Origin of the sequence: Halomonas sp. THAF5a, from assembly GCF_009363755.1 — a bacterium.
Taxonomy (GTDB): Bacteria; Pseudomonadota; Gammaproteobacteria; order Pseudomonadales; family Halomonadaceae; genus Halomonas.
The window spans coordinates 3,231,904-3,250,622 of record NZ_CP045417.1 but is presented as its reverse complement, the minus strand read 5'-3'; the positions used below and the strand labels follow the sequence as shown (position 1 = coordinate 3,250,622).

The 18,719-nt window shown below is 68.2% G+C and carries 17 protein-coding genes; 12 read left to right on the top strand and 5 right to left on the bottom strand.

Annotated elements, in window-relative coordinates:
- The first annotated feature begins 244 nt into the window (after nucleotides 1–244).
- The 12 genes from FIU83_RS14680 (at nucleotide 245) to FIU83_RS14625 (ending at nucleotide 12,569) form a co-directional block, all read left to right on the top strand.
- A complete protein-coding gene (locus FIU83_RS14680) occupies nucleotides 245–919 on the top strand; it encodes a GntR family transcriptional regulator (protein WP_152484732.1) in 675 nt (224 codons plus the stop codon).
- Between the two features lie 408 nt (nucleotides 920–1,327).
- Nucleotides 1,328–2,137, top strand: coding sequence for a tripartite tricarboxylate transporter substrate binding protein (locus FIU83_RS14675; protein WP_172976096.1), 810 nt, complete (start codon nucleotides 1,328–1,330; stop codon nucleotides 2,135–2,137).
- Between the two features lie 64 nt (nucleotides 2,138–2,201).
- Entirely contained in the window at nucleotides 2,202–2,663 is a 462-nt protein-coding gene (locus FIU83_RS14670) for a tripartite tricarboxylate transporter TctB family protein (protein WP_172976095.1), read from the top strand.
- Nucleotides 2,664–2,678: 15 nt separating this feature from the next.
- Nucleotides 2,679–4,184, top strand: a complete 1,506-nt coding sequence (locus FIU83_RS14665) for a tripartite tricarboxylate transporter permease (protein ID WP_152484729.1) — start codon at nucleotides 2,679–2,681, stop codon at nucleotides 4,182–4,184.
- 1 nt (nucleotide 4,185) lies between these two features.
- Complete coding sequence (locus FIU83_RS14660) at nucleotides 4,186–4,935, top strand: SDR family NAD(P)-dependent oxidoreductase (RefSeq protein ID WP_152484728.1); 750 nt, start codon at nucleotides 4,186–4,188, stop codon at nucleotides 4,933–4,935.
- Nucleotides 4,936–4,938: 3 nt separating this feature from the next.
- Nucleotides 4,939–6,045, top strand: coding sequence for an AbrB family transcriptional regulator (locus tag FIU83_RS14655; protein WP_152484727.1), 1,107 nt, complete (start codon nucleotides 4,939–4,941; stop codon nucleotides 6,043–6,045).
- A 19-nt stretch (nucleotides 6,046–6,064) separates the two neighbouring features.
- Complete coding sequence (locus FIU83_RS14650; protein WP_152484726.1) at nucleotides 6,065–7,495, top strand: MmgE/PrpD family protein; 1,431 nt, start codon at nucleotides 6,065–6,067, stop codon at nucleotides 7,493–7,495.
- A 134-nt stretch (nucleotides 7,496–7,629) separates the two neighbouring features.
- Nucleotides 7,630–8,118, top strand: a complete 489-nt coding sequence (locus tag FIU83_RS14645) for a metallophosphoesterase family protein (protein ID WP_152484725.1) — start codon at nucleotides 7,630–7,632, stop codon at nucleotides 8,116–8,118.
- 131 nt (nucleotides 8,119–8,249) lie between these two features.
- Nucleotides 8,250–9,584 carry a DUF2252 domain-containing protein gene (locus FIU83_RS14640; protein ID WP_152484724.1) on the top strand — a complete coding sequence of 445 codons (1,335 nt, stop codon included), beginning with the start codon at nucleotides 8,250–8,252 and terminating at the stop codon, nucleotides 9,582–9,584.
- 73 nt (nucleotides 9,585–9,657) lie between these two features.
- Nucleotides 9,658–11,148 carry a glutamate--cysteine ligase gene (locus tag FIU83_RS14635; protein ID WP_152484723.1) on the top strand — a complete coding sequence of 497 codons (1,491 nt, stop codon included), beginning with the start codon at nucleotides 9,658–9,660 and terminating at the stop codon, nucleotides 11,146–11,148.
- Nucleotides 11,149–12,177 carry a succinylglutamate desuccinylase/aspartoacylase family protein gene (locus tag FIU83_RS14630; protein WP_152484722.1) on the top strand — a complete coding sequence of 343 codons (1,029 nt, stop codon included), beginning with the start codon at nucleotides 11,149–11,151 and terminating at the stop codon, nucleotides 12,175–12,177.
- A gap of 56 nt (nucleotides 12,178–12,233) precedes the next feature.
- A complete protein-coding gene (locus FIU83_RS14625; RefSeq protein WP_152484721.1) occupies nucleotides 12,234–12,569 on the top strand; it encodes a hypothetical protein in 336 nt (111 codons plus the stop codon).
- A gap of 25 nt (nucleotides 12,570–12,594) precedes the next feature.
- On the opposite strand, the gene FIU83_RS14620 is transcribed toward FIU83_RS14625, so the two are convergent.
- The 5 genes from FIU83_RS14620 to FIU83_RS14600 form a co-directional block, all read right to left on the bottom strand.
- Nucleotides 12,595–13,077 (bottom strand): methylated-DNA--[protein]-cysteine S-methyltransferase, encoded by a 483-nt coding sequence (locus FIU83_RS14620; protein ID WP_152484720.1) that lies wholly within the window; start codon nucleotides 13,075–13,077, stop codon nucleotides 12,595–12,597.
- Between the two features lie 49 nt (nucleotides 13,078–13,126).
- Nucleotides 13,127–14,488: an AlkA N-terminal domain-containing protein gene (locus FIU83_RS14615; protein WP_152484719.1), complete on the bottom strand. Its 1,362-nt coding sequence runs from the start codon at nucleotides 14,486–14,488 to the stop codon at nucleotides 13,127–13,129.
- Between the two features lie 117 nt (nucleotides 14,489–14,605).
- Nucleotides 14,606–15,544 (bottom strand): glutaminase, encoded by a 939-nt coding sequence (locus FIU83_RS14610; protein WP_152484718.1) that lies wholly within the window; start codon nucleotides 15,542–15,544, stop codon nucleotides 14,606–14,608.
- Nucleotides 15,545–15,711: 167 nt separating this feature from the next.
- The gene (locus tag FIU83_RS14605) at nucleotides 15,712–17,133 is read right to left on the bottom strand and encodes a YfcC family protein (RefSeq protein ID WP_253939493.1); all 1,422 of its coding nucleotides are present in this window, start codon (nucleotides 17,131–17,133) and stop codon (nucleotides 15,712–15,714) included.
- A gap of 61 nt (nucleotides 17,134–17,194) precedes the next feature.
- Complete coding sequence (locus FIU83_RS14600; RefSeq protein ID WP_152484717.1) at nucleotides 17,195–18,457, bottom strand: allantoate amidohydrolase; 1,263 nt, start codon at nucleotides 18,455–18,457, stop codon at nucleotides 17,195–17,197.
- Nucleotides 18,458–18,719 lie beyond the last annotated feature (262 nt).

The following is an 18,719-nucleotide window of genomic DNA, read 5'->3' as shown; positions in this document are numbered from 1 at the left end:
AGGCATGCCAGCCTTGGCGGCGAGTCTCGAACACTCACCTGGCCGGGAGGCACCTTTTCCTTGAGCTCATCGACGCCGCTGACACGCCGGTCTACCGAAAACGCCGGGTCGAGAGCACCCTTATGCGGACCGGCATGCGACGCCGGGTGACGGTTGAAGAGGGCGCCTATTCGCGGGGGTCCCCTTCGAGGGAGACAGGTGATATCGTCAACAGTTGACAATCAGTCTGTCATGAAGGCCCAGCATGGACTCAACCAAGGACCGCATCGGTCAGCGCCGTTCCAGCACGCTGACTTCCATCGCTCGAGATGCCATCGAGCAACTGATTATCTCTGGCGAGCTTTCTGCCGGGGACCGTATCAATGAAAGCGCCCTGGCGGCCAGGTTCGATATCAGCCGGGGGCCGATTCGCGAGGCCTGCCGAAGCCTCGAGTACGCCGGGTTGATTCGCAACGTTGCCAATCACGGCGCCTACGTGCGCGAGATGAGCCTGGAGGAGGCCCGCGAGCTCTATGAGGTGCGTCGTGCCTTGACCGCCCTGGTGGGCGAGTTGCTGGTCGAGAGAGCCACGCCCGAGGTGATCGCGGAACTGAATCGACTGGTCGATCAGATGGGCGAGGCCGCTGAGCGTGAGGACCTCGATGGCTACTATCAGCTGAACCTGCAGTTCCACGACGCCATGATGGCCAATACCGGGAATAGCGCCCTGGCCCGTTACTACGACGACATCATCAAGCAGCTTCACCTGTTCCGTCGTCGCGGGCTGGTGCAGCGGGGCAATCTCAAGGCTTCCAATGCGGAGCACGAGAAGATCGTGAGGGCGATTGCCGAGCGCGACGCCGATCAGGCATCCAAGGCCTTGCGCGATCATGTCATGGCAGGGTGGTGCCGCATGTCGGAAGCGCTCGCAGGGTCCTGAGCCGGTCGCTTCGCTGTATCTAGAACCTTCTGTCTCTCTCGCAGAGCCTTCCAGGAACGCCTGCATAGCGCTCCAGCGGTGAGGACCGGACGACTCCCAGCGTCGGTCTGAGCCGAGTTTCCCCTCACGGACATAGACCAACGTCTACTTATGGCGAGGTAAGGGCTCTGGTAGCGTTCCCTTCTGTAAACTGTTAACAGTTTACAGTCAGCTTCGAAGCAGGCCTCACTAACAACGACTTCAAGGAGCACCACCATGCCTCATTGGTTCACAACCGGCATGCTGGCGGTGGGTATGACCTCTGCCTCCCTTGCCTCGATCGCCCAGGCGGCAGACGACTTCCCGACCGAGCCGGTCGAAATTGCCGTTCACACGTCACCCGGAGGTGGCACCGACACGACCGCCAGGATGGTGGCTCTCTCGACCCAGGAACAGCTCGACCACAACGTCTTCGTGCAGAACAAGAAGGGCGGTGGCGGTTCCGTGGCGATGAGTTATGTCAGCGACAAGCCCGCCGACGGCCATACCCTGATGGCGGTCACGCCGACCCACCTGTTCACCATGCTGCGCGGTAACGCCCCGATCGGCATCGAGGACATCCAGGGCGTCGTGCGGGCCACCGACGACCCCATCATCATCATGGTCCAGGGCGGCAGCGACTATGCCACCCTCGACGACCTGATCGCCGCCGGCCAGTCGGGCACGATCAAGTGGGGCGGCACCCAGATCGGTGGCGTCGATCACATTGCCGCCATGAGCTTCGCCAACGAGGCGGGCATTAACGTCTCCTACGTGCCCTTCGACAGCGGTGCGGAATTTGCCGCCGCCCTGTCCCGCGGTGACATCGATGCCGCCGGCCTGAATATTTCGGAGTCCCAGGACCAGGTCGACGCGGGCGACTTTCGTCCGCTGGCGGTGATGGCGGAAGAGCGCATGGGCGCATTGCCGGACGTGCCGACCCTGGCCGAGAACGGCATGGACGTCGCGTTCTCTACGGTCCGCGGATACGTGGTGCTCAAGGATACCCCCCAGGAGCGGGTCACCGCGCTCGAACAGGCCATGCTCGACGGTATGCAGAGCGAGCGTTACCAGGAATACCTCGACGGTATCGGCCTCGACGGCTCGAGCATCGCCGGCGCCGAGGCCTGGGACACGCAGCTTCGTCGCATGTACGAGGCGGGCGAGACCACCATGTCCGACCTCGGTCTGCTCCCGTGACCCGTGTAGCAGGGGCCGCGCATAGCGGCCCTGTCCCTCTCTCATGCGAGACAAGGAGACGCTCATGATTCGTCATTGGCGAGATCTGCTCCCGGGTGGCGTGCTGCTGGTGCTGGTGGGCGTGCTTTACGGGATCACGGCGGGCTTCGACAGGGTGCCCCCGTCTTTCGCTCAGGGCATGCAGGCGGCGGATATGCCGCGCCTGATTCTGGTCGTCATCGCCGTGCTGTCACTGGTCATGATCTACCAGGGACGCGGCCAGGAGGAAGAGGCCAAGCCGGCAATCTCCTGGCGCATGTGGGCCACGGCGCTGGTGCTGCTGGCTGCGGTATTCCTGTTCAGCCTGCTCGGGCTGACGCTGACCACCATGCTGACCTGCCTGATTATCCCGCTGCTGTGGGGAGAGCGACGCAGGCTGTACGTCCTCATCTATGCCATCGCGGTGCCGGCCTGCATTTACCTGCTCTTTACCTTTGCACTGAAACTCCGGTTGCCGCAGGGCGTGCTCAGCCCGTGGCTGACCTGAGGGAAGGAGACGACCATGGATCCCATTCTGACAGGGTTCAGCATACTCACTGATCCCACCTCCCTTGCCGTCATCCTGCTGGGTACCATCATCGGCGTGCTGGTTGGGGCGCTGCCGGGGCTGAGCTCATCGATGGCGGTGGCGCTGCTGCTGCCCTTTACCATCTACCTGGAGCCGATCCCGGCGATCTCGATGCTGGCCGCGCTCTACTGCGCCGGTACCTTCGGTGGTTCCATCACGGCGATTCTGATCAATGCCCCAGGCGCGCCGCCCGCGGCCGCGACCGCCTTCGATGGCTTTCCCATGGCGCAGCGCGGTGAAGCCGGTCGCGCGCTTGGCATGGCCGCGGTGTCCAGCGTCATCGGCGGTATCCTCTCGCTGATCGTGATGGTGCTGGCGGCCCCGGCACTCGCCAACATCGCTCACTCCTTCGGCCCTCCCGAGTACTTTGCGCTGGCGATCTTCGGGCTGTCCATGCTGGCGTCGATCAGCGGCAAGTCGCCGGTCAAGAACCTGATCGGTGGGGCACTCGGCCTGCTGATCGCCACCATCGGGGTGGACCTGACGACCGGCGTCGAGCGCTTCACCTTCGGCGTGCCGCAACTGTATGAAGGGATCAGCTTCATCCCCATCCTGATCGGCCTGTTCGCGGTGGCGGAGCTCTTGTCCCAGTCCGATGTCATCGACCGGGCCAAGGACCGCATTTCGCTCAACGCCATCAAGCTGCCGTCGCGGGATGACTTCAAACGGGTTTGGAAGACCATCCTTCGCTCTTCCGGTATCGGGACCTTCATCGGCATCCTGCCAGCGGAAGGCAGCACCATGGCGTCGATGATCGGTTACAACGAGGCACGACGCTGGTCGAAGCATGGCGACAAGTTCGGTACTGGCGAGGTGGAAGGCATTGCGGGGCCAGAAGCGGCCAATAACGCTGCCACCGGCGGCTCCATGGTGCCGACGCTGGCATTGGGGATTCCCGGATCCGCCACGGCGGCCGTGATCCTGGGCGGCCTGCAGATCCACGGGATTCGCCCCGGCAGCTACCTGTTCGAGAATCAGCCCCACCTGCTGTACTCCATTTTCGCTGCCATGCTGGTGGCCAACCTGGTGTTCCTCGTCTTCGGGCTGGCCGGCGCCAAGCTGTTTTCGCGCATCTCCATGATCCCGCGAACCTTCCTGTGGCCGGCAGTGTTCGCCCTGTGCGTGGTGGGCGCCTACGGCGTCAACCAGAGCCTGGTGGACGTCACCATCATGCTGATTGCCGGCTTCATCGGCTTCTGGCTCAAGCGCTACGGGTTCGGGGCCGCCCCGATCATCATGGGGGTCGTTCTCGGTTCGCTGGTCGAGAACTCCCTGGCCCAGTCGCTGATCATCTTCGATCAGGACGCGACCCGCTTCCTCGAACGGCCAGTGGCCCTGCTGTTCTTCGTCCTGGCGGCGTTGAGCATCTTCTACAAGCCACTTTCCTCCATGGTTCGTCGCATGCGCGGCGCCGCGTCCAGCTCACCGGGGGGCGAGTGAGATGAGTCACCCCCTGACAGGCCGCGTTGCCCTGGTGATTGGCGGCAGCCGCAATATCGGTCGCGCGGTGACGCTGGAGCTCGCCCGGCAGGGCGCCGATGTGGCGATCATCGCCAGCCACCATGGTGAGGCCATGAGCGAGACCCTCGCCCAGGTTGAGGCGCTCGGGTGTCAGGGGCTCGGTCTTGTCGCCGACCTCGCGGACTCCGAGGCGGTCGAGCGTGCCGTGCAACGGGTGAGCGAGCGCTTCCACCGGCTCGACTCCCTGGTGTGCTGTGCCGCTACCCGGCCCCATACGCCGTTCGCCGAGCTGACCCTCGAGGAGTGGCGTCGGGTGATGGCGATCAATCTCGATGGAGTCTTTCTGGCCAGCAAGGCTTGCCTGCCCCTGCTGCTGGATTCCGACCAGGCCGCCATCATCACCCTCGGCGGCGTCAGCGCGCACCGGGGCGCGGCGGAGCGGGCCCACGTCATCGCCTCGAAGATGGGCGTCGTGGGGCTGACCCGGGCGCTGGCGGTGGAGTTCGGCGAGCGGGGTGTTACCGCCAACTGCATCGTGCCGGGACAGATCGACACCGAACGGCCGGCGGGCTCTCCGCCCCCAAGGCTGCTGGGAGGCGAGGAGCCTCCCGTCGGCCGCCTCGGGCGTCCGGAGGAGGTCGCCGCCCTGGTGTGCCACCTGGCGGGGCCGATGAGCCGCTACACCACTGGCCAGACGTTCCACCTCAACGGCGGAAGCTACCTGGGCTGATCTATGAGCATCGATCTGAAACCCGATCGCCCCAGGGCCGCCTTGGCATTCTGGTGGCAGAGCTTCCTGCTGCCCGGCGGCATCGCCCTGGTCGGAGGCGGCGTCTGGAATGCCCTTGGGCTGCCGCTCGGCTGGCTGCTTGGCGCGGCCATCGCGACCGGCATCTGGGCGGGCATCGGCCGCCCGGCTCGTGCGCCCAAGCCGATCCAACGCACGGGGCTTCTCGTGGTGGGGGCCAGCGTCGGGCTCTGGATCACGCCCGAGGTGGCCCGTCAGCTACTCGGCTGGCTGCCGGTGATGTTGGCCTCGGCGGCCCTCGGCGTGGCGCTGGCCATCCTGGTCACGCCGCTGTACGCCCGGCTTTCCGGGCTCGACAAGGCCACGGCCTACTTCTGCCTGCTGCCGGGGGGCGTGATCGAGATGGCCGAGATCGGCGAGGGCTACCGCGCCAACCGGGCGGCCATTGCGGCGCTGCATGCCACTCGGGTCGGCCTGATCGTCACCCTGCTGCCGGCGGCGCTCTTCGTGATCAGTGCTACCCCGTCGATGACGCCGGCCGAGGCAGCGCAGCCGCCTCTCGACATGGTGACACTGGCCGCGCTGCTGGTGCTGTGTGCGGCGGTGAGTGGGGGCGCGGGGCGGCTCAGGATGCCATCCGCCTGGTTCCTGACGCCCCTTGTCGTCGCGGGGGGGCTGGCCGGAAGCCAGGTGCTGCCCTCGGCGCCAATCCCCCAGGAGATTCTCGTCATCGCGCAGGTGGTGGTGGGCTTCAACCTCGGGGCCAAGTTTCAGCAAGCCACCCTGCGGATGTTGCCGAAGGCCATCGCCACCGGGGTGCCGGTCCTGATGCTGATCGGCCTGGTGGCCGCGATGGCGGCCCTGGCAGTGACGGGGGTGTCGTCATCCGGGGAGTCCCCCGCGACCCTCGTGCTCGGTTTTTCCGTGGGCGGCATGGCCGAAATGACCCTGACCGCACAGGCCCTTGGCCAGAATGCCGCCCTGGTGGCGGGGTTTCATGCCATTCGTGCCCTTTCCGTCAACCTTTTTGCAGGTCCCCTGTGGGGGCGGCTGTCCCGCCTGCCGGGGTTCCAAGATTCACCCCATGCCTGAACCAATAAGGAGCATTCTCATGTCAGTCGCTACTAACGTGTTCGCCAACATGCCGGAGAATACCCGCATCACCGCAGAGGCCGCCGACTTCGTCGAGTCGGTGCGCTTCGAGAACATTCCCGATGAGGCCGTACGGATCGGTATCCGCTGCGTGCTGGACGGTGTCGGCCTCTTTGTCGCGGGGTCGGAGGAACACACGGTGCAGATGTTGGCCGAGGAGGCTGCCGAGACCGGCGGTCGCGCCGACGCCCTGGTGCTGGGCCAGCGTGGGATCAAGGCGCCGATGGCTCAGGCGGCTCGGGTCCTCGGCACCGCCGGTCACGCCCACGACTGGGACGACAGTCAGGTCAGCAAGGACCCGGCGCATATCTACGGACTGCTGACGCATCCCACCATCCCCCCCTTGACCGCCTCGCTGGTCGTCAGCCAGCGACTGGGCGGCGTCGATGGCAAGCGCTTCATGGAGGCCTTCCTCACCGGCTTCGAGGTCGAAAGCAAGATCTCCGAGTGGATGCTGCCCCAGCACTACATGCAGGGCATGCACTCCAGCGGCACGGTGGGCACCTTCGGGGCCTTCGCCAGCGCCGCCAAGCTGCTGGGCCTGACGGGTGACAACCTGCGCCATGGCTTCGGTATCGCCGCCAGCCTCGCCGCCGGTATCCGCTGCAACTTCGGTACCATGACCAAGCCCCTGCACGTCGGTCGCGCGGCGGAAAACGGCGTGACCGCAGCACTGCTGGCGAGCCGCGGCTTCACCGCCGACCCGGAGGCGCTGGATGGCCCCTGGGGCTTCATGGCGGTGCAGGGGGGAGGCGTCAGTGAGGACAAGCTGTCCCAGGGCTTCGGCAAGACCTGGTCCATCGTCGAGCCCGGGGTTTCCATCAAGCCCTACCCCTGTGGCGTGCTGACGCATCCGACCATCGACCTGATGCTGCGCCTGGTGCACGAGGCCGACGCCAAGCCGGACGATATCGAAGAGGTCATCGTCCATGCCGGCTCCAACATCCTGAACCCGATCCGCTATCCCATCGCCGCCAACCACCTGCAGGCCAAGTTCTCCCTGCCCGCGGCGCTGGCGATGATCGCCCTCAACCGCCAGGCCGGCAAGGTCGAGTTCTCCGATGAGTTCGTGGCCTCGGACGCGATGCAGGAGATGCAGCGTCGCATTCGCACCGAGTTCGATGAAGAGATCGAGGCTCAGGGCTTCGACAAGATGCGCTCGCGCATCACCCTGCGCCTGAAAGGTGGCCAGGACGTCAGCGGTTGGGCCGATGAGCGCTATCGCGGTGGTCCCGAAAATCCCCTCAGCGATGCGGAGGTCGAGCAGAAGGTGCGCTCCTGCTGCGACGGCGTGCTGGACGAGCAGGCCCAGGCCGATCTGATCGACACCGTCTGGAAGATTCAGGAGCTGGACGATGTCGCTGCCCTGGCCGAGAAGCTGAACGGATAAGAGCCAGCTGCCGGGTTGATGGGTGGCATCGGCAGCGGGCGGAGGAGGGGCGTTGCCCCTCCTTTTTGCGTGCGGTGCTGTCTTCCTGGCGTCCCGGGCGCCACCATGGGGATGAATCGCCACCAGGGGGCCCCATGACAACCGAATGCTTCGACCTCGACGCCCCAATCGGGGTGATCGCCGACACCCACGGCACCCTGCGTGACGAGGCGCTGGCGCTGCTCGAGGGGTGCGGGCTGATCCTGCACCTCGGCGACGTGGGCAGCCGGGATCGCGATGCGGCGATCCTCGAGCGGCTGGGCGAGCTGGCGCCGGTGCTCGCCGTGCGCGGCAACGTCGACACCGCGGCCTGGGCCGAGCGGCTGACCTGGCTCCTCGATCTCTCATTCAACGGCTGGCGGCTGCACCTGGTGCACGACATCGCCGACTTCGACGCCGCCACCGCCTGCGATGCCGTGCTCCACGGCCACTCCCACAAGGCGCGCAACGAGTGGCGCGACGGCCGGCTGCTGTTCAATCCCGGCGGCGCCGGCCGGCGGCGCTTCTCGCTGCCGCTCACCCTCGGCAAGCTGTGGGCCGATGAGCGGGCCCTGCGCGGCGCCATCCTGCATCTGCCGGCCTGACGGGCGCTCTGCCAGCGGCAACCGTTGGTGGGGCGGAGCAACATTTGCCGGGGCTTGTCGCTGGCGGCACCGCCTGCTTGACTGGCAGGGGCCGCGGATCGCGGTCCTCGTTCGCCATCGGGAGCCTCTCCATGTCGCCACCCCTGACGCGCCACAACCGTCCCCGCCAGGTCCTCGACGCCATCCAGGCGGCCAACGCCGCCCTGGACGAGGGCGACCGCGACGCCAAGTACGCCAAGCTGGCCGAGTCGCCCTATCGCTTCTTTCGCGGCACCAACCACCTCTACTGGCAGGACGTCTGGCATGACTGGCGCTTCGCGCTGTTCGGCGGCCTGCCGGAGACCCAGACCTGGCTGCAGGGCGATGCCCATGCCTATAATTTCGGCGCCTATGGCCACCATGACGACGCCGTGCGCTACGGCATGGACGACTTCGACGACGCCATGATCGGCGACTACCAGTATGACCTCTGGCGCCTGGCCATCAGCCTGGTGCTGGATGCCCGGGAGAACACCGACCTCTCCGACAAGGCGATTCGCAAGGCGCTCAAGGCGCTGGTCACCCGCTACCACGACGAGCTGGCCCGCCACGTGGAGGGCGAGGTGCCCGGCGCGGTGACCCTGGCCACCGCCAGGGGGCCGCTCGGGCCCTTCATGAAGAAGGTGGGCAAGAAGAAGAGCCGGGCGAAGATGCTCGACAAGTGGACCACCGTGTCCGACGACGGCCGGCGCTTCGCCGTCGATGAACGTCCGGGGAAGCTGGCCCGGCTGCCGGCGCACCTGGCCAGCCAGCTGCGCAAGGCCGTGGAGGAGGAGTATCGCGAGACCCTGGGCGGTCTTCGGCATGAGGTCGAGGCGGATCACTTCCGCGTCAAGGACATGGCCCGCCGGCTCGATGCCGGCACGGGCTCGCTGGGCCTCGAGCGCTTCTATGTGCTGATCGAGGGCGGGCAGGACCACGAACACGACGACGTCATCCTCGACGTCAAGCAGCAGACCCCGCCGGAGGGCTGGGGGCTGATGGACGGCGCCGAGAAGCGCGCCTGGCGACAGGCCTTTCCCCATGAGGGGATACGGCACGCCGAGGCCTTCCAGGCCATCGCCGAGCACCCCGATCCCTACCTGGGCTGGCTGCACCTGGGCGAGACGGTGTTCTCGGTGCGCGAGCGTTCGCCCTACAAGGAGGACTTCCCGACCCACCAGCTCGACGGCGCCAAGCCCTATCGCCAGCTGGTCAAGCAGTGGGGGCGCATCCTGGCGCGGGAGCACCTGCGCGGCGCACGTGCCCTGAGCCCCGACGACCCGGGGGGCTTCGCCCGTGCCGTCGGGCGCTGCGTCGAGGGCCGGCTCGAGCACTGCGTGGACATGGTGACCACCCTGGCCGTCAGCTATGCCGACACCGTGCGCCAGGACTATCGCACCTTTCTCGAGGGGGGCTCTCAGGGGCGGTCTCAGGAGCGGTCCTAGCCTCCGGCATCCCATCCCCCGGCGACTTTACCTAGACTGGTGACAACGCCGGCCGCTGCGAGGAGGGGATGCCATGGGCGCGATCATCGATCGCGACGCCTTCGCGGCGTCGGACTACCCTCGCTTCGGCAAGCGCCTGCGCGACAGCATCGAGGTGCTGCGCGAGACGCTCGCCCGGCCGGGCTTCGGGGCGGGAGCGCCGAGCATCGGCGCCGAGCTCGAGGCCTATATTGTCGACGAGCGGGGGAGGGTCGCACTGCTCAACCAGGCCCTGGTCGACGCCCTGGATGATCCTCGGCTGCAGCTCGAGCTCAACCGCTTCAACATCGAGTACAACCTGGCGCCGCTGCCCCTCTCGGGCGGCCCGCTGCAGGCCCTGGAGCGCCAGCTCATCGAGGCCCTGTCGCGGCTCGAGTCGGCCGCGGCGGCCCATCGGGCCCACGTGGTGCCGATCGGTATCCTCCCCACCCTGCGCCGGACGGACCTGGGGGAGCACGCCATGAGCGACCTGCCGCGCTATCGCGCCCTGGAGCAGGGCCTCAAGCGGATGCGCGGCGCCCCCTTCGACGTCGAGATCCGTGGCGAGGAGAGCGTGCGGGTCAGCAGCGACCACGTGGTCCTGGAGGGGGCCAACACCTCCTTCCAGCTCCACCTGCGAGTGCCGCCCGAACGCTTCGCCGCGACCTACAACACCGCCCAGATCGTCACCCCGCTGGTGCTGGCGCTGTCCGCCAATTCGCCGCTCTTCCTGCAGCGCCGGCTGTGGGACGAGACCCGCATCGCCCTGTTCAAGCAGGCGGTGGATTGCCGGATGCGCGGCGCCGACCGCTGGCAGCAGCCGGCGCGGGTGACCTTCGGCCAGGGCTGGGTGCGCGAGGGCGCCGTCGAGCTGTTCGCCGAGGCGGTGGCCCTCTACCCGCCGCTGCTGCCGCTCATGTCCGACCATCCTCCCGAGGCGTCGCCGCCCGGCAGCACGGCGCCGGGGCTCGCCGAGCTGCGCCTGCACATGGGCACCCTCTGGCCCTGGAACCGGGCGGTCTATGATCCCGAGGACGGCGGCCACCTGCGGGTGGAGATGCGCGCCCTGCCGTCGGGGCCGACTCCCGTGGACATGGTGGCCAACGCGGCGCTGCTGCTGGGGCTGGTGGCGGCGCTGCGCGACGACATCACCGAGTGGCTGAGCGCCATGCCGTTCCGCTATGCCGAATATAACTTCTATCGCGCCGCCCAGTCGGGGCTGGACGCCCGGCTGATGTGGCCGCATCGCCGTCACCACCGCCTGGAGGAGACGCCGGTGATGACGCTGCTCGAATGGCTGCTGCCCGAGGTGTCGCGCGGGCTGCGCGCCCTGGGCGTGGCGGATGCCGACAGCCGCCCCTACCTCGCGGTGATCGCCGAGCGCCTCCAGGCGCGGACCAGCCCCGCCCGCTGGCAGCGCCAGAGGCTCGCTCAGCTCGAGGCGCAGGGCCTGTCCCGCGGCCCGGCCTGTCATCGGCTGCTCGACGCCTACCGGGAGGCGGCGGCCACCAACCGGCCGGTGGCGCGCTGGCCCCAGGAGGCCTGAATGAAGGGCGTGTCGCTGCCGGTCATCACCGACCCGCCGGACGACCATCGCGAGGTCGAGGCCTGGCTCCAGGCCCTCGGCGGGCCCGCCTGGTTCATGCTCGAGGGCGAGGATGACCGGCGCTGCCGGGTGGTCACCACCCTGCTGCACGGCAACGAGCCCTCCGGCACCCTGGCGCTGCACCGCTGGCTGGCGGAGCGCCCGCGGCCCCGGACCCGGCTGGCGGTGCTGCTGGCCAACGTGCGGGGCGCGCTCTCGCATCCGACCTTCACCCATCGCCATACCCCGGACGACCGGGACCTCAATCGCTGTTTCCGGCCGCCCTTTGAGGGGCCGTCCGGGGAGCTCGCCCGGGCGATCATCGGCGACCTGGAGGCCTGGGCGCCGGAGTGCGTCATCGACCTGCACAACACCTCCGGCAACGGCCCCGCCTTCGCCGTGGCCACCCATCGCCAGCCGGTCGTCGAGGCCCTGTGCGGCCGGCTCTGCGAACAGCTGATCGTCACCGACATGCGGCTCGGCAGCCTGATGGAACTGCCGCTCACGCGGCCGCGACTGGCGGGCTGTCCCGTCTTCACCCTCGAGTGCGGCGGCGCCCTGCAGCCCGCCGCCCGCGACGTGGCCGAGGAGCTCTATAGGCTGCTCGCCGAGTGTCCCGACCTCGCGGCGCTGCCTGCCGCCCCGGGGCTCGAGGTGCTGGTGCATCCGCTGCGGGTCGAGCTCTGTCCCGGTGCCAGCGTCGCCTACGACCGCTTGCCCCGTGCCGGCGTGGATGTGACGCTCTGGTCGCGCATCGACGAGCACAACCGGGGCGTGACCTCTCCGTCCGCGACGCTCGGCTGGCTGGGCCCCCGCGGCCTCGCCTGCCTGCAGGCGCGGGACGGGGAGGGTCGGGAGCGCGTGCAGGAACTCTTCCGCGAGCGCGAGGGGCGCCTCCACGCCCGCCGCCCGCTGCGGCTGTTCATGGCCACCACCAACAGCGATATCGCCCGCAGCGACTGCCTCTTCTATGCGGTGCCCCTGGCGTAGGCGAGGCGGCCACCGCCGGCTCGCTTTCCTCCCCCGACCCGGAGCCACTTTTCACCATGACTGCCTCGACGCCTCTCACCACCCCGGACGGCCGCTATATCGTGGTGCGCGGCCGCCTCTGGCGCTGCACGAACCCCGCGCTGCCCGAGCGGGAGCGACAGGACTGGGTGCAGCGGCTGATGCGGGCGCGGCGGGCCGTGGCCCAGGCCAGGCGTGCGAGCGACCCCCAGGCGGAGCGCGAGGCCCGCGACGAGGTCGACGAGGCGAAGCGGGCGCTGGGCGAGCGCGGCCCGGTGTGGTGGACGGACGGGGCGCCGGACTTTACCCAGCGCAAGGTGGAGAACACGCCCTACGCCGCCTGGTATCGGGACCTGGCGACGCCGAGCGAGTGACGGGGGCGAGGCCCCAGCGGTCGGCTCAGGTCAGCGCGAAGGGCACCTCGCCCGCCTCATGGGCCAGCAGCCACTGCTTGCGGCCGAGTCCGGCGGCGTAGCCGGTGAGCCGGCCGTCGCTGCCGATCACCCGGTGGCAGGGCACCACGATGGCCAGCGGGTTCTTGCCGTTGGCCGCCCCCACCGCGCGCTGGCCGCCGCGACAGTGCAGCTGCTCGGCGATCTCGGCGTAGCAGCGGGTCTCGCCGAAGGGGATGTCGGCGAGCGCCTGCCAGACGCGCCGCTGGAAGTCGGTGCCCTCGGGCGCCAGCGGCAGCTCGAAGGCGTGGCGGCTGCCGGCGAAGTACTCGTCGAGCTGGGCGCGGGCCCGGTCGGTCACTGCGCTGGGGCGGGCCGGTGCCTCGGCCTCCATCACGAAGGCGATCTCGGTGAGGCCGTCGGCGCTGGCGCGCAGGCGGATCAGGCCGAGGGCGTCGGAGGCCGGCGGCCGATAGTAGTCGAGGTACATGGCGAGGACTCCTGAGTGGGCGGTGCGGATCGACATCTGGAGTGTGCCCCTAACGGGACCAGAGTTGAAAGGTCAGGTAGCTGCGCCAGGGCGCGGCGTCGGCCGGCTCGGCGCCGTTCAGCGCCGGCAGCGCGCGCTGGACGCCCAGGTCGCCGCCGAGCCAGACATCCGGGTGCGAGGTGCCGCGCATCGTCGCGTAGTCGGCGGTCCAGGGACCGATGCCCTTGAGTGCCGTCCAGCGGCTCGGCTCGTCCGCCGCCTCGGCATCGACATACCAGGCGGCGAAGCGTTTCAGCGTCCCGCGGCGGGCGCCAGGCATCCCGAGGAAGGTCAGCTCGCTGTCGGCGATGGCCCGGGGCACCGGGAAGTGGTGGCCGGCGGCGTCGCCGGCGGGCTCGCCGAGCTCGTCCACCAGGGTGATCACCTGTCGGCGGGCGGCGGCGACGGAGACCTGCTGGCCGAGGATGGCACGCACGCCGGCCTCGAAGGGCGACCAGATGCCGGGCAGGCGCAGCCCCTCGACGAGGTCGATTCCGGGGAAGGCGTCGGCCAGGTGGGACTCGATGGTGGCGGTGTCGGCGTCCAGGTCGAGCACCCGACGGATGTGCCGCACCACCGGCGACAAGGCGCGAAGGTCGTCGAGCGCGAGGCGAACCCGGAAAGCGTGGCGCTGGGGCACGTGCTCGGCGGTGAAGCGGCCCTTCGCCTCGCCCCAGCGGATGTGGCGGCCGTAATGCGCCTCGCCGACCCACTCCAGGCCCTCGATGGCGCGGCCGGCATGGAAGTCGCGCAGTGCCGGCCAGGCGTAGGGTGGGCGGTAGGCCAGCCACAGCGTCAGGCCCTCGCCAGGATCACCGGCTCGGCGGCGCAGCGTGCGCGGCGCCAGGCCGATGCGGGTCAGGAAGGCGTCGTTGAAGCGGCGCAGGCTGCGAAAGCCGCTGGCGTAGGCGATGTCGGTGATCGGCAGCGTGGTCTGGTGCAGCAACTGCTTGGCGAACAGGCACTGGCGGTGTTGGGCATAGGCCTTGGGCGAGACGCCGAGCCGTTTGCGGAACAAGCGCCGCAGGTGGCGTTCGCCGACGCCGAGCCGATCGCACAACTCGCCGAGCGAGCCGTCGCGCAGGGCACCGTCGTCGATCAGGCGCAGTGCGCGCTCCAGGGTGGTATCGGTGCCGCGCCAGGCCGGCGAGTCCGGGGCGCTGTCCGGCCGACAGCGCAGGCACGGCCGAAAGCCGGCTTCAGCGGCGGCCAAGGAGTTGGCGAAGTAGCGCACGTTGCGCTCAAGGGGCGGGGTCGCAGGACACACCGGCCGACAGTAGATGCCGGTGGTGGTCACCGCGACGAAGAAGCGACCGTCGAAGCGGGCATCCCGAGCCAGACGAGCCTGGCGGCACTGGGCGGGGTCCAGCATGGTGGCGCTCCTCGGCATGGGGGCATGCCTTCCAGTATACTGCCTGAGGCAGCGGCGACTAGCCGGAATCGGACGCCGAGTCTTCGCCTCCGGAGCGAGCGGTCCAGCGCCGCAGGTTCAGTAGATGGAAAGTCCTAGCTGACCCGCCAGTCGGGTGATCATCCATAGCGCTGTCGTAGAGTTGCCATGGGCGTTGAGCGGAGGGCTCCATGCCGCGATCACGCCGTAACCGGGCACGATGGCGATGATACCGCCACCGACGCCGCTCTTGGCCGGCAGCCCCACGGAGAAGGCGAACTGCCCGGATTGATCGTACATGCCGCTGGTGGAGAGGATGGCATTGACGCGATGGGCGTCCCGCCGGCTGCAGATCGTCTCGCCACTGTGTGGCTGGGTGCCGCGATTGGCCAGGAACAGCAGGCTTCTCGCCAGGTCGGCACAGGACATGTCCACGGAGCACTGGAAGAAGTAGTGATCGAGGACGCGCTCCACCTTGTCCTCGATATTCCCAAAACTCTTCATCAGGTGCGCCAGGGCGGCATTGCGGCTGCCGTTCCGAGACTCGGATGCCAGCACATCGTCATTGACCATGAGCCGTTGGTTGCCGGACAGCTTGCGCAGGAAGGACAGGAAGGCCGGACGACTCGCCGAGAAGTGCGAGACCAGCGTATCGGCGACCACAATGGCGCCGGCATTGATGAAGGGGTTGCGCGGAATGCCGTGTTCCCATTCGAGCTGCACGATGGAATTGAAGGGTTGCCCGGAGGGCTCCATGCCCACTCGGCTCCACAGGCCATCGCTCAGGCGTTGCAGTGACAGCACCAGGCTGAAGACCTTGGAGATGCTCTGGATCGAGAAGCCGGTCTCGGCGTGGCCCACCGTGACGACTTCCCCCTCGAGGCTGGCGACGGCAATGCCGCAGCGCGAAGCATCGACCGTCGCCAGTGCTGGAATGTAGTCGGCCACTCTGCCTGCCGATGGGCGTGCCACGGCGTCGCGGTGCAGGGCCTCGAGCGTTTCGCCCAGAGGGGCCGAGGTGGCGGGAGCAATGGGCATGTCTTGGGGCCTCTGTCTGGCTAGGGGCCGGAGCGCCACCCTCCCGCCGGCGGGATCCCGGAGATCGACGGGGCCGCGGATAGAAGACGAGCGCCCCTCCGGACGCTCGCCTCGGCCATGGATGGCCGGCCCTATGGTGGGGCGTGTCGACTGGACACGCGGTGGGATCAGTAGCCGATGTAGTGCCCGGCGATGAGGGCGATCCAGCACATGCCGTAGACCAGCACCATCAGCGGCATGATCACGCGCAGCCACTGGGCATAGGAGACCCGGCCGAGGGCCAGCATGGCCAGGGTGCCGCCGGAGGTGGGCACGATGAGGTTGGTCAGGCCGTCGCCCACCTGGAAGGCGGTGATCATCAGCTGGCGGCTCATGTCGATCAGGTCGGCCAGCGGGATCAGGATCGGCATGGTGACCAGCGCCTGGCCCGAGCCGCTGGGCACGAACAGGTTGATCACGCCCTGGATGACGCTGGCGGCCACCGCCGCCAGGGCGGTCGGCATGTCGCCTACCAGGCCGCTCAGGCCATGGACGATGGTGTCGATGATCTGGGCGTCCTTGAGGATCACCTGGATCGACGCCGCGACCCCGATCACCAGGGCGCCGGCAGTGACCGTGGAGGCCCCCTCCATCATCTGCTTGACCAGTTCGTTGGCGCCCAGGCCGTTGGCGAAGCCGATCACGATCGCCATCAGCAGGAACATGGCGGCGATCTCGTTGATGTACCAGCCGCGGGTGAACACCCCGACCAGCATGATCGCCAGGCCGGCCACGAAGATGCCCAGGGTCATCAGGTCGCGGCGCGACAAGGTGTAGTCCTCGAGCCGCTTGGTGAGCTCGGCGGGCTGGTCATCGCGATAGTCGACGCGGGTCACGTAGCAGCAGATGAAGGCGCTCAGGGTGGCCAGGCAGCCGACCACCATCAGAGTCCTCAGGCCCCAGCCGGAGAAGGTCGGCAGCTCGCCGATGCCCTGCGCCACCCCGACGGTGTAGGGGTTGATCGGCGAGAGGGCGAAGCCGATCCCGATGCCGCCGACGGCCATGGTCACGCCGACCAGCCGCGAGCAGCCGATCGCCGTGGCGATCAGCACGCCGATCGGCACCAGGGCGATGTTGTTCTCGAAGCCGACGGCCACGCCGAAGAAGCCGTAGATGAAGGTGCCGGCGACGATGATCAGGTTACGGCTGCGCGTGCTGTTCTCGGCGCCGACCCGGTGGACGGCGACGCCGATGGCGTTCTCCAGGGCCCCGGTGCGTTGCAGGATGTGGAAGAGCCCGCCGGCGATGAAGACGATGAACAGGTACTGCGAGGCGGCGATCAACCCCTCGGGGATGGCCACGAAGATGTCGAAGACGTGGAGGTTGGCTACGTCCGCGAGATACTGGAAGGAGTCGGGAATGACCGACGTCCTGCCGTTTTCGAGCATTTCGCGCTGGTATTCGCCGGCCGGCACGATGAAGGTCATCAGGTAGGCGGCGACCAGTATCAGGAAGATCAGGACCATCGGGTCCGGCACGCGCTGGTACCACTTCTGCGCGGTCGATGCCGATGGTGCCGAGGTCTGTGTATGTTGTTGGGATTGGCTCATGGTCGACCCTCGGAGCGTTGTCGGTGCTGTCGTGGTGAATGGATGGAGTCGGGAACGGAGGTCATGCCGCCGTCTGGCGCTTGGCCAGGCGTTGGCAGACGTGGACCAGGACCTCGACGGCGGCCGTCAGGTCCTCGGGTTCGATGGCCTCGCCGGGATGGTGGCTGACGCCCCCTTCGCAGCGCAGGAAGAGCATGCCGATGTCGCACAGCGAGCGCATGGCCAGGCCGTCGTGACCCGCACCGCTGAACAGCACCCGCGGCGGGAGGCCGCTGTCGCGCACGGCGCCCTGCAGCTCCTCGGAGAGCCAGGTGGAGCACTGCACGGCGGATTGTTCGTAGGTCAGGGCATGATCGAGCCCCAGTCGGGAGGCGGTCAGCGCGTTGTCGATGCGCTCGAGCAGCGTTTCCCGAGCCTGACGCCGGATATCGTCGTTAGGCGAGCGCAGCTCGATGGACAGGGTGGTGGTCTGGGGAATGACGTTCACCCCGTTGGGGGCGTTCTCGATCTTGCCCACCACGCCGACCAGGTCGTCGGTCTCTCGGCACAGGGCATCGACCTGGCGAATCACTTCGGCGGCGCCGACCAGGGCGTCCTGGCGCACATGCATGGGCACCGTACCGGCGTGGCCGGCCAGGCCCTGGATGGTCACGCGATGGCGCTCGATGCCGGTGATGGCGCTCACCACCCCGACCGGCAGGTTATCGAGCTCGAGCTGGGGCCCCTGCTCGATATGCACCTCGAGGAAGGCGAGGACTTCCTCGGGGGTGTAGCGATCCTCGGCGATGCGTTCGGGGCGGCAGCCGAAGGCCTCCAGGGCCTCGCGCAGCGTCACGCCGCCGTCGTCGGCGGCGTCCAGCATGGCGTCGTCGAAGCTGCCGGCGAGCACCTTGGAGCCGAGCAGCGTCGAGCTGAAGCGCGTGCCTTCCTCGTCGCTGAAGGCCACCACGTCGATGTGGAAGGGCAGCTCGATGGCGTTGTCCCTCAGGTACTTGATCAGCGCCAGCGGCAGGATCACCCCGAGGATGCCGTCGTATTTCCCGCCGTGGGGCACGGTGTCCTGATGCGAACCGAGCAGCAGCGTGCGAGCCCGCGGGGTCCCGCTGGCATGCCGGCCGATCAGGTTGGCGGCGTTGTCCAGTCGCACCGCCATGCCCAGCTCCCGCATCCAGCCGCTGAGGGCGTCCAGGGTGGCGCGGTGTTCCGGGGTGGCGCAGCGCCGAGTGACGCCCTCGCGGTCCGGGTCCCGGGTTTCACTGAAGCGGGCCGCCCTTTCCAGCCACTGCCAGGCCTGCCGGGCCGCCGGTTCGTACGAATGACTCATCGATTCCCCTTGCCAAGGCGGCCGAGAACGGCATCGCCTGGGTGTTGTTAATTTATCATGATAAATAAAGGCTAGCGGCGCCCGGTGAGCGCTGTCAATCGTCGCTCGATGCCGCACAGACGCGCGATTTCGGTGCAAAGGCGAGCGAAATCGGGGGAAAACAATTTGTTATGATAAATATCTTCCGGAGCGTCGCTTCGCAGGCTACGACGATGGTCTAGTCGCCTGGCGCGGCCGGTTCTAGGGGCAAAGACGCCATGCC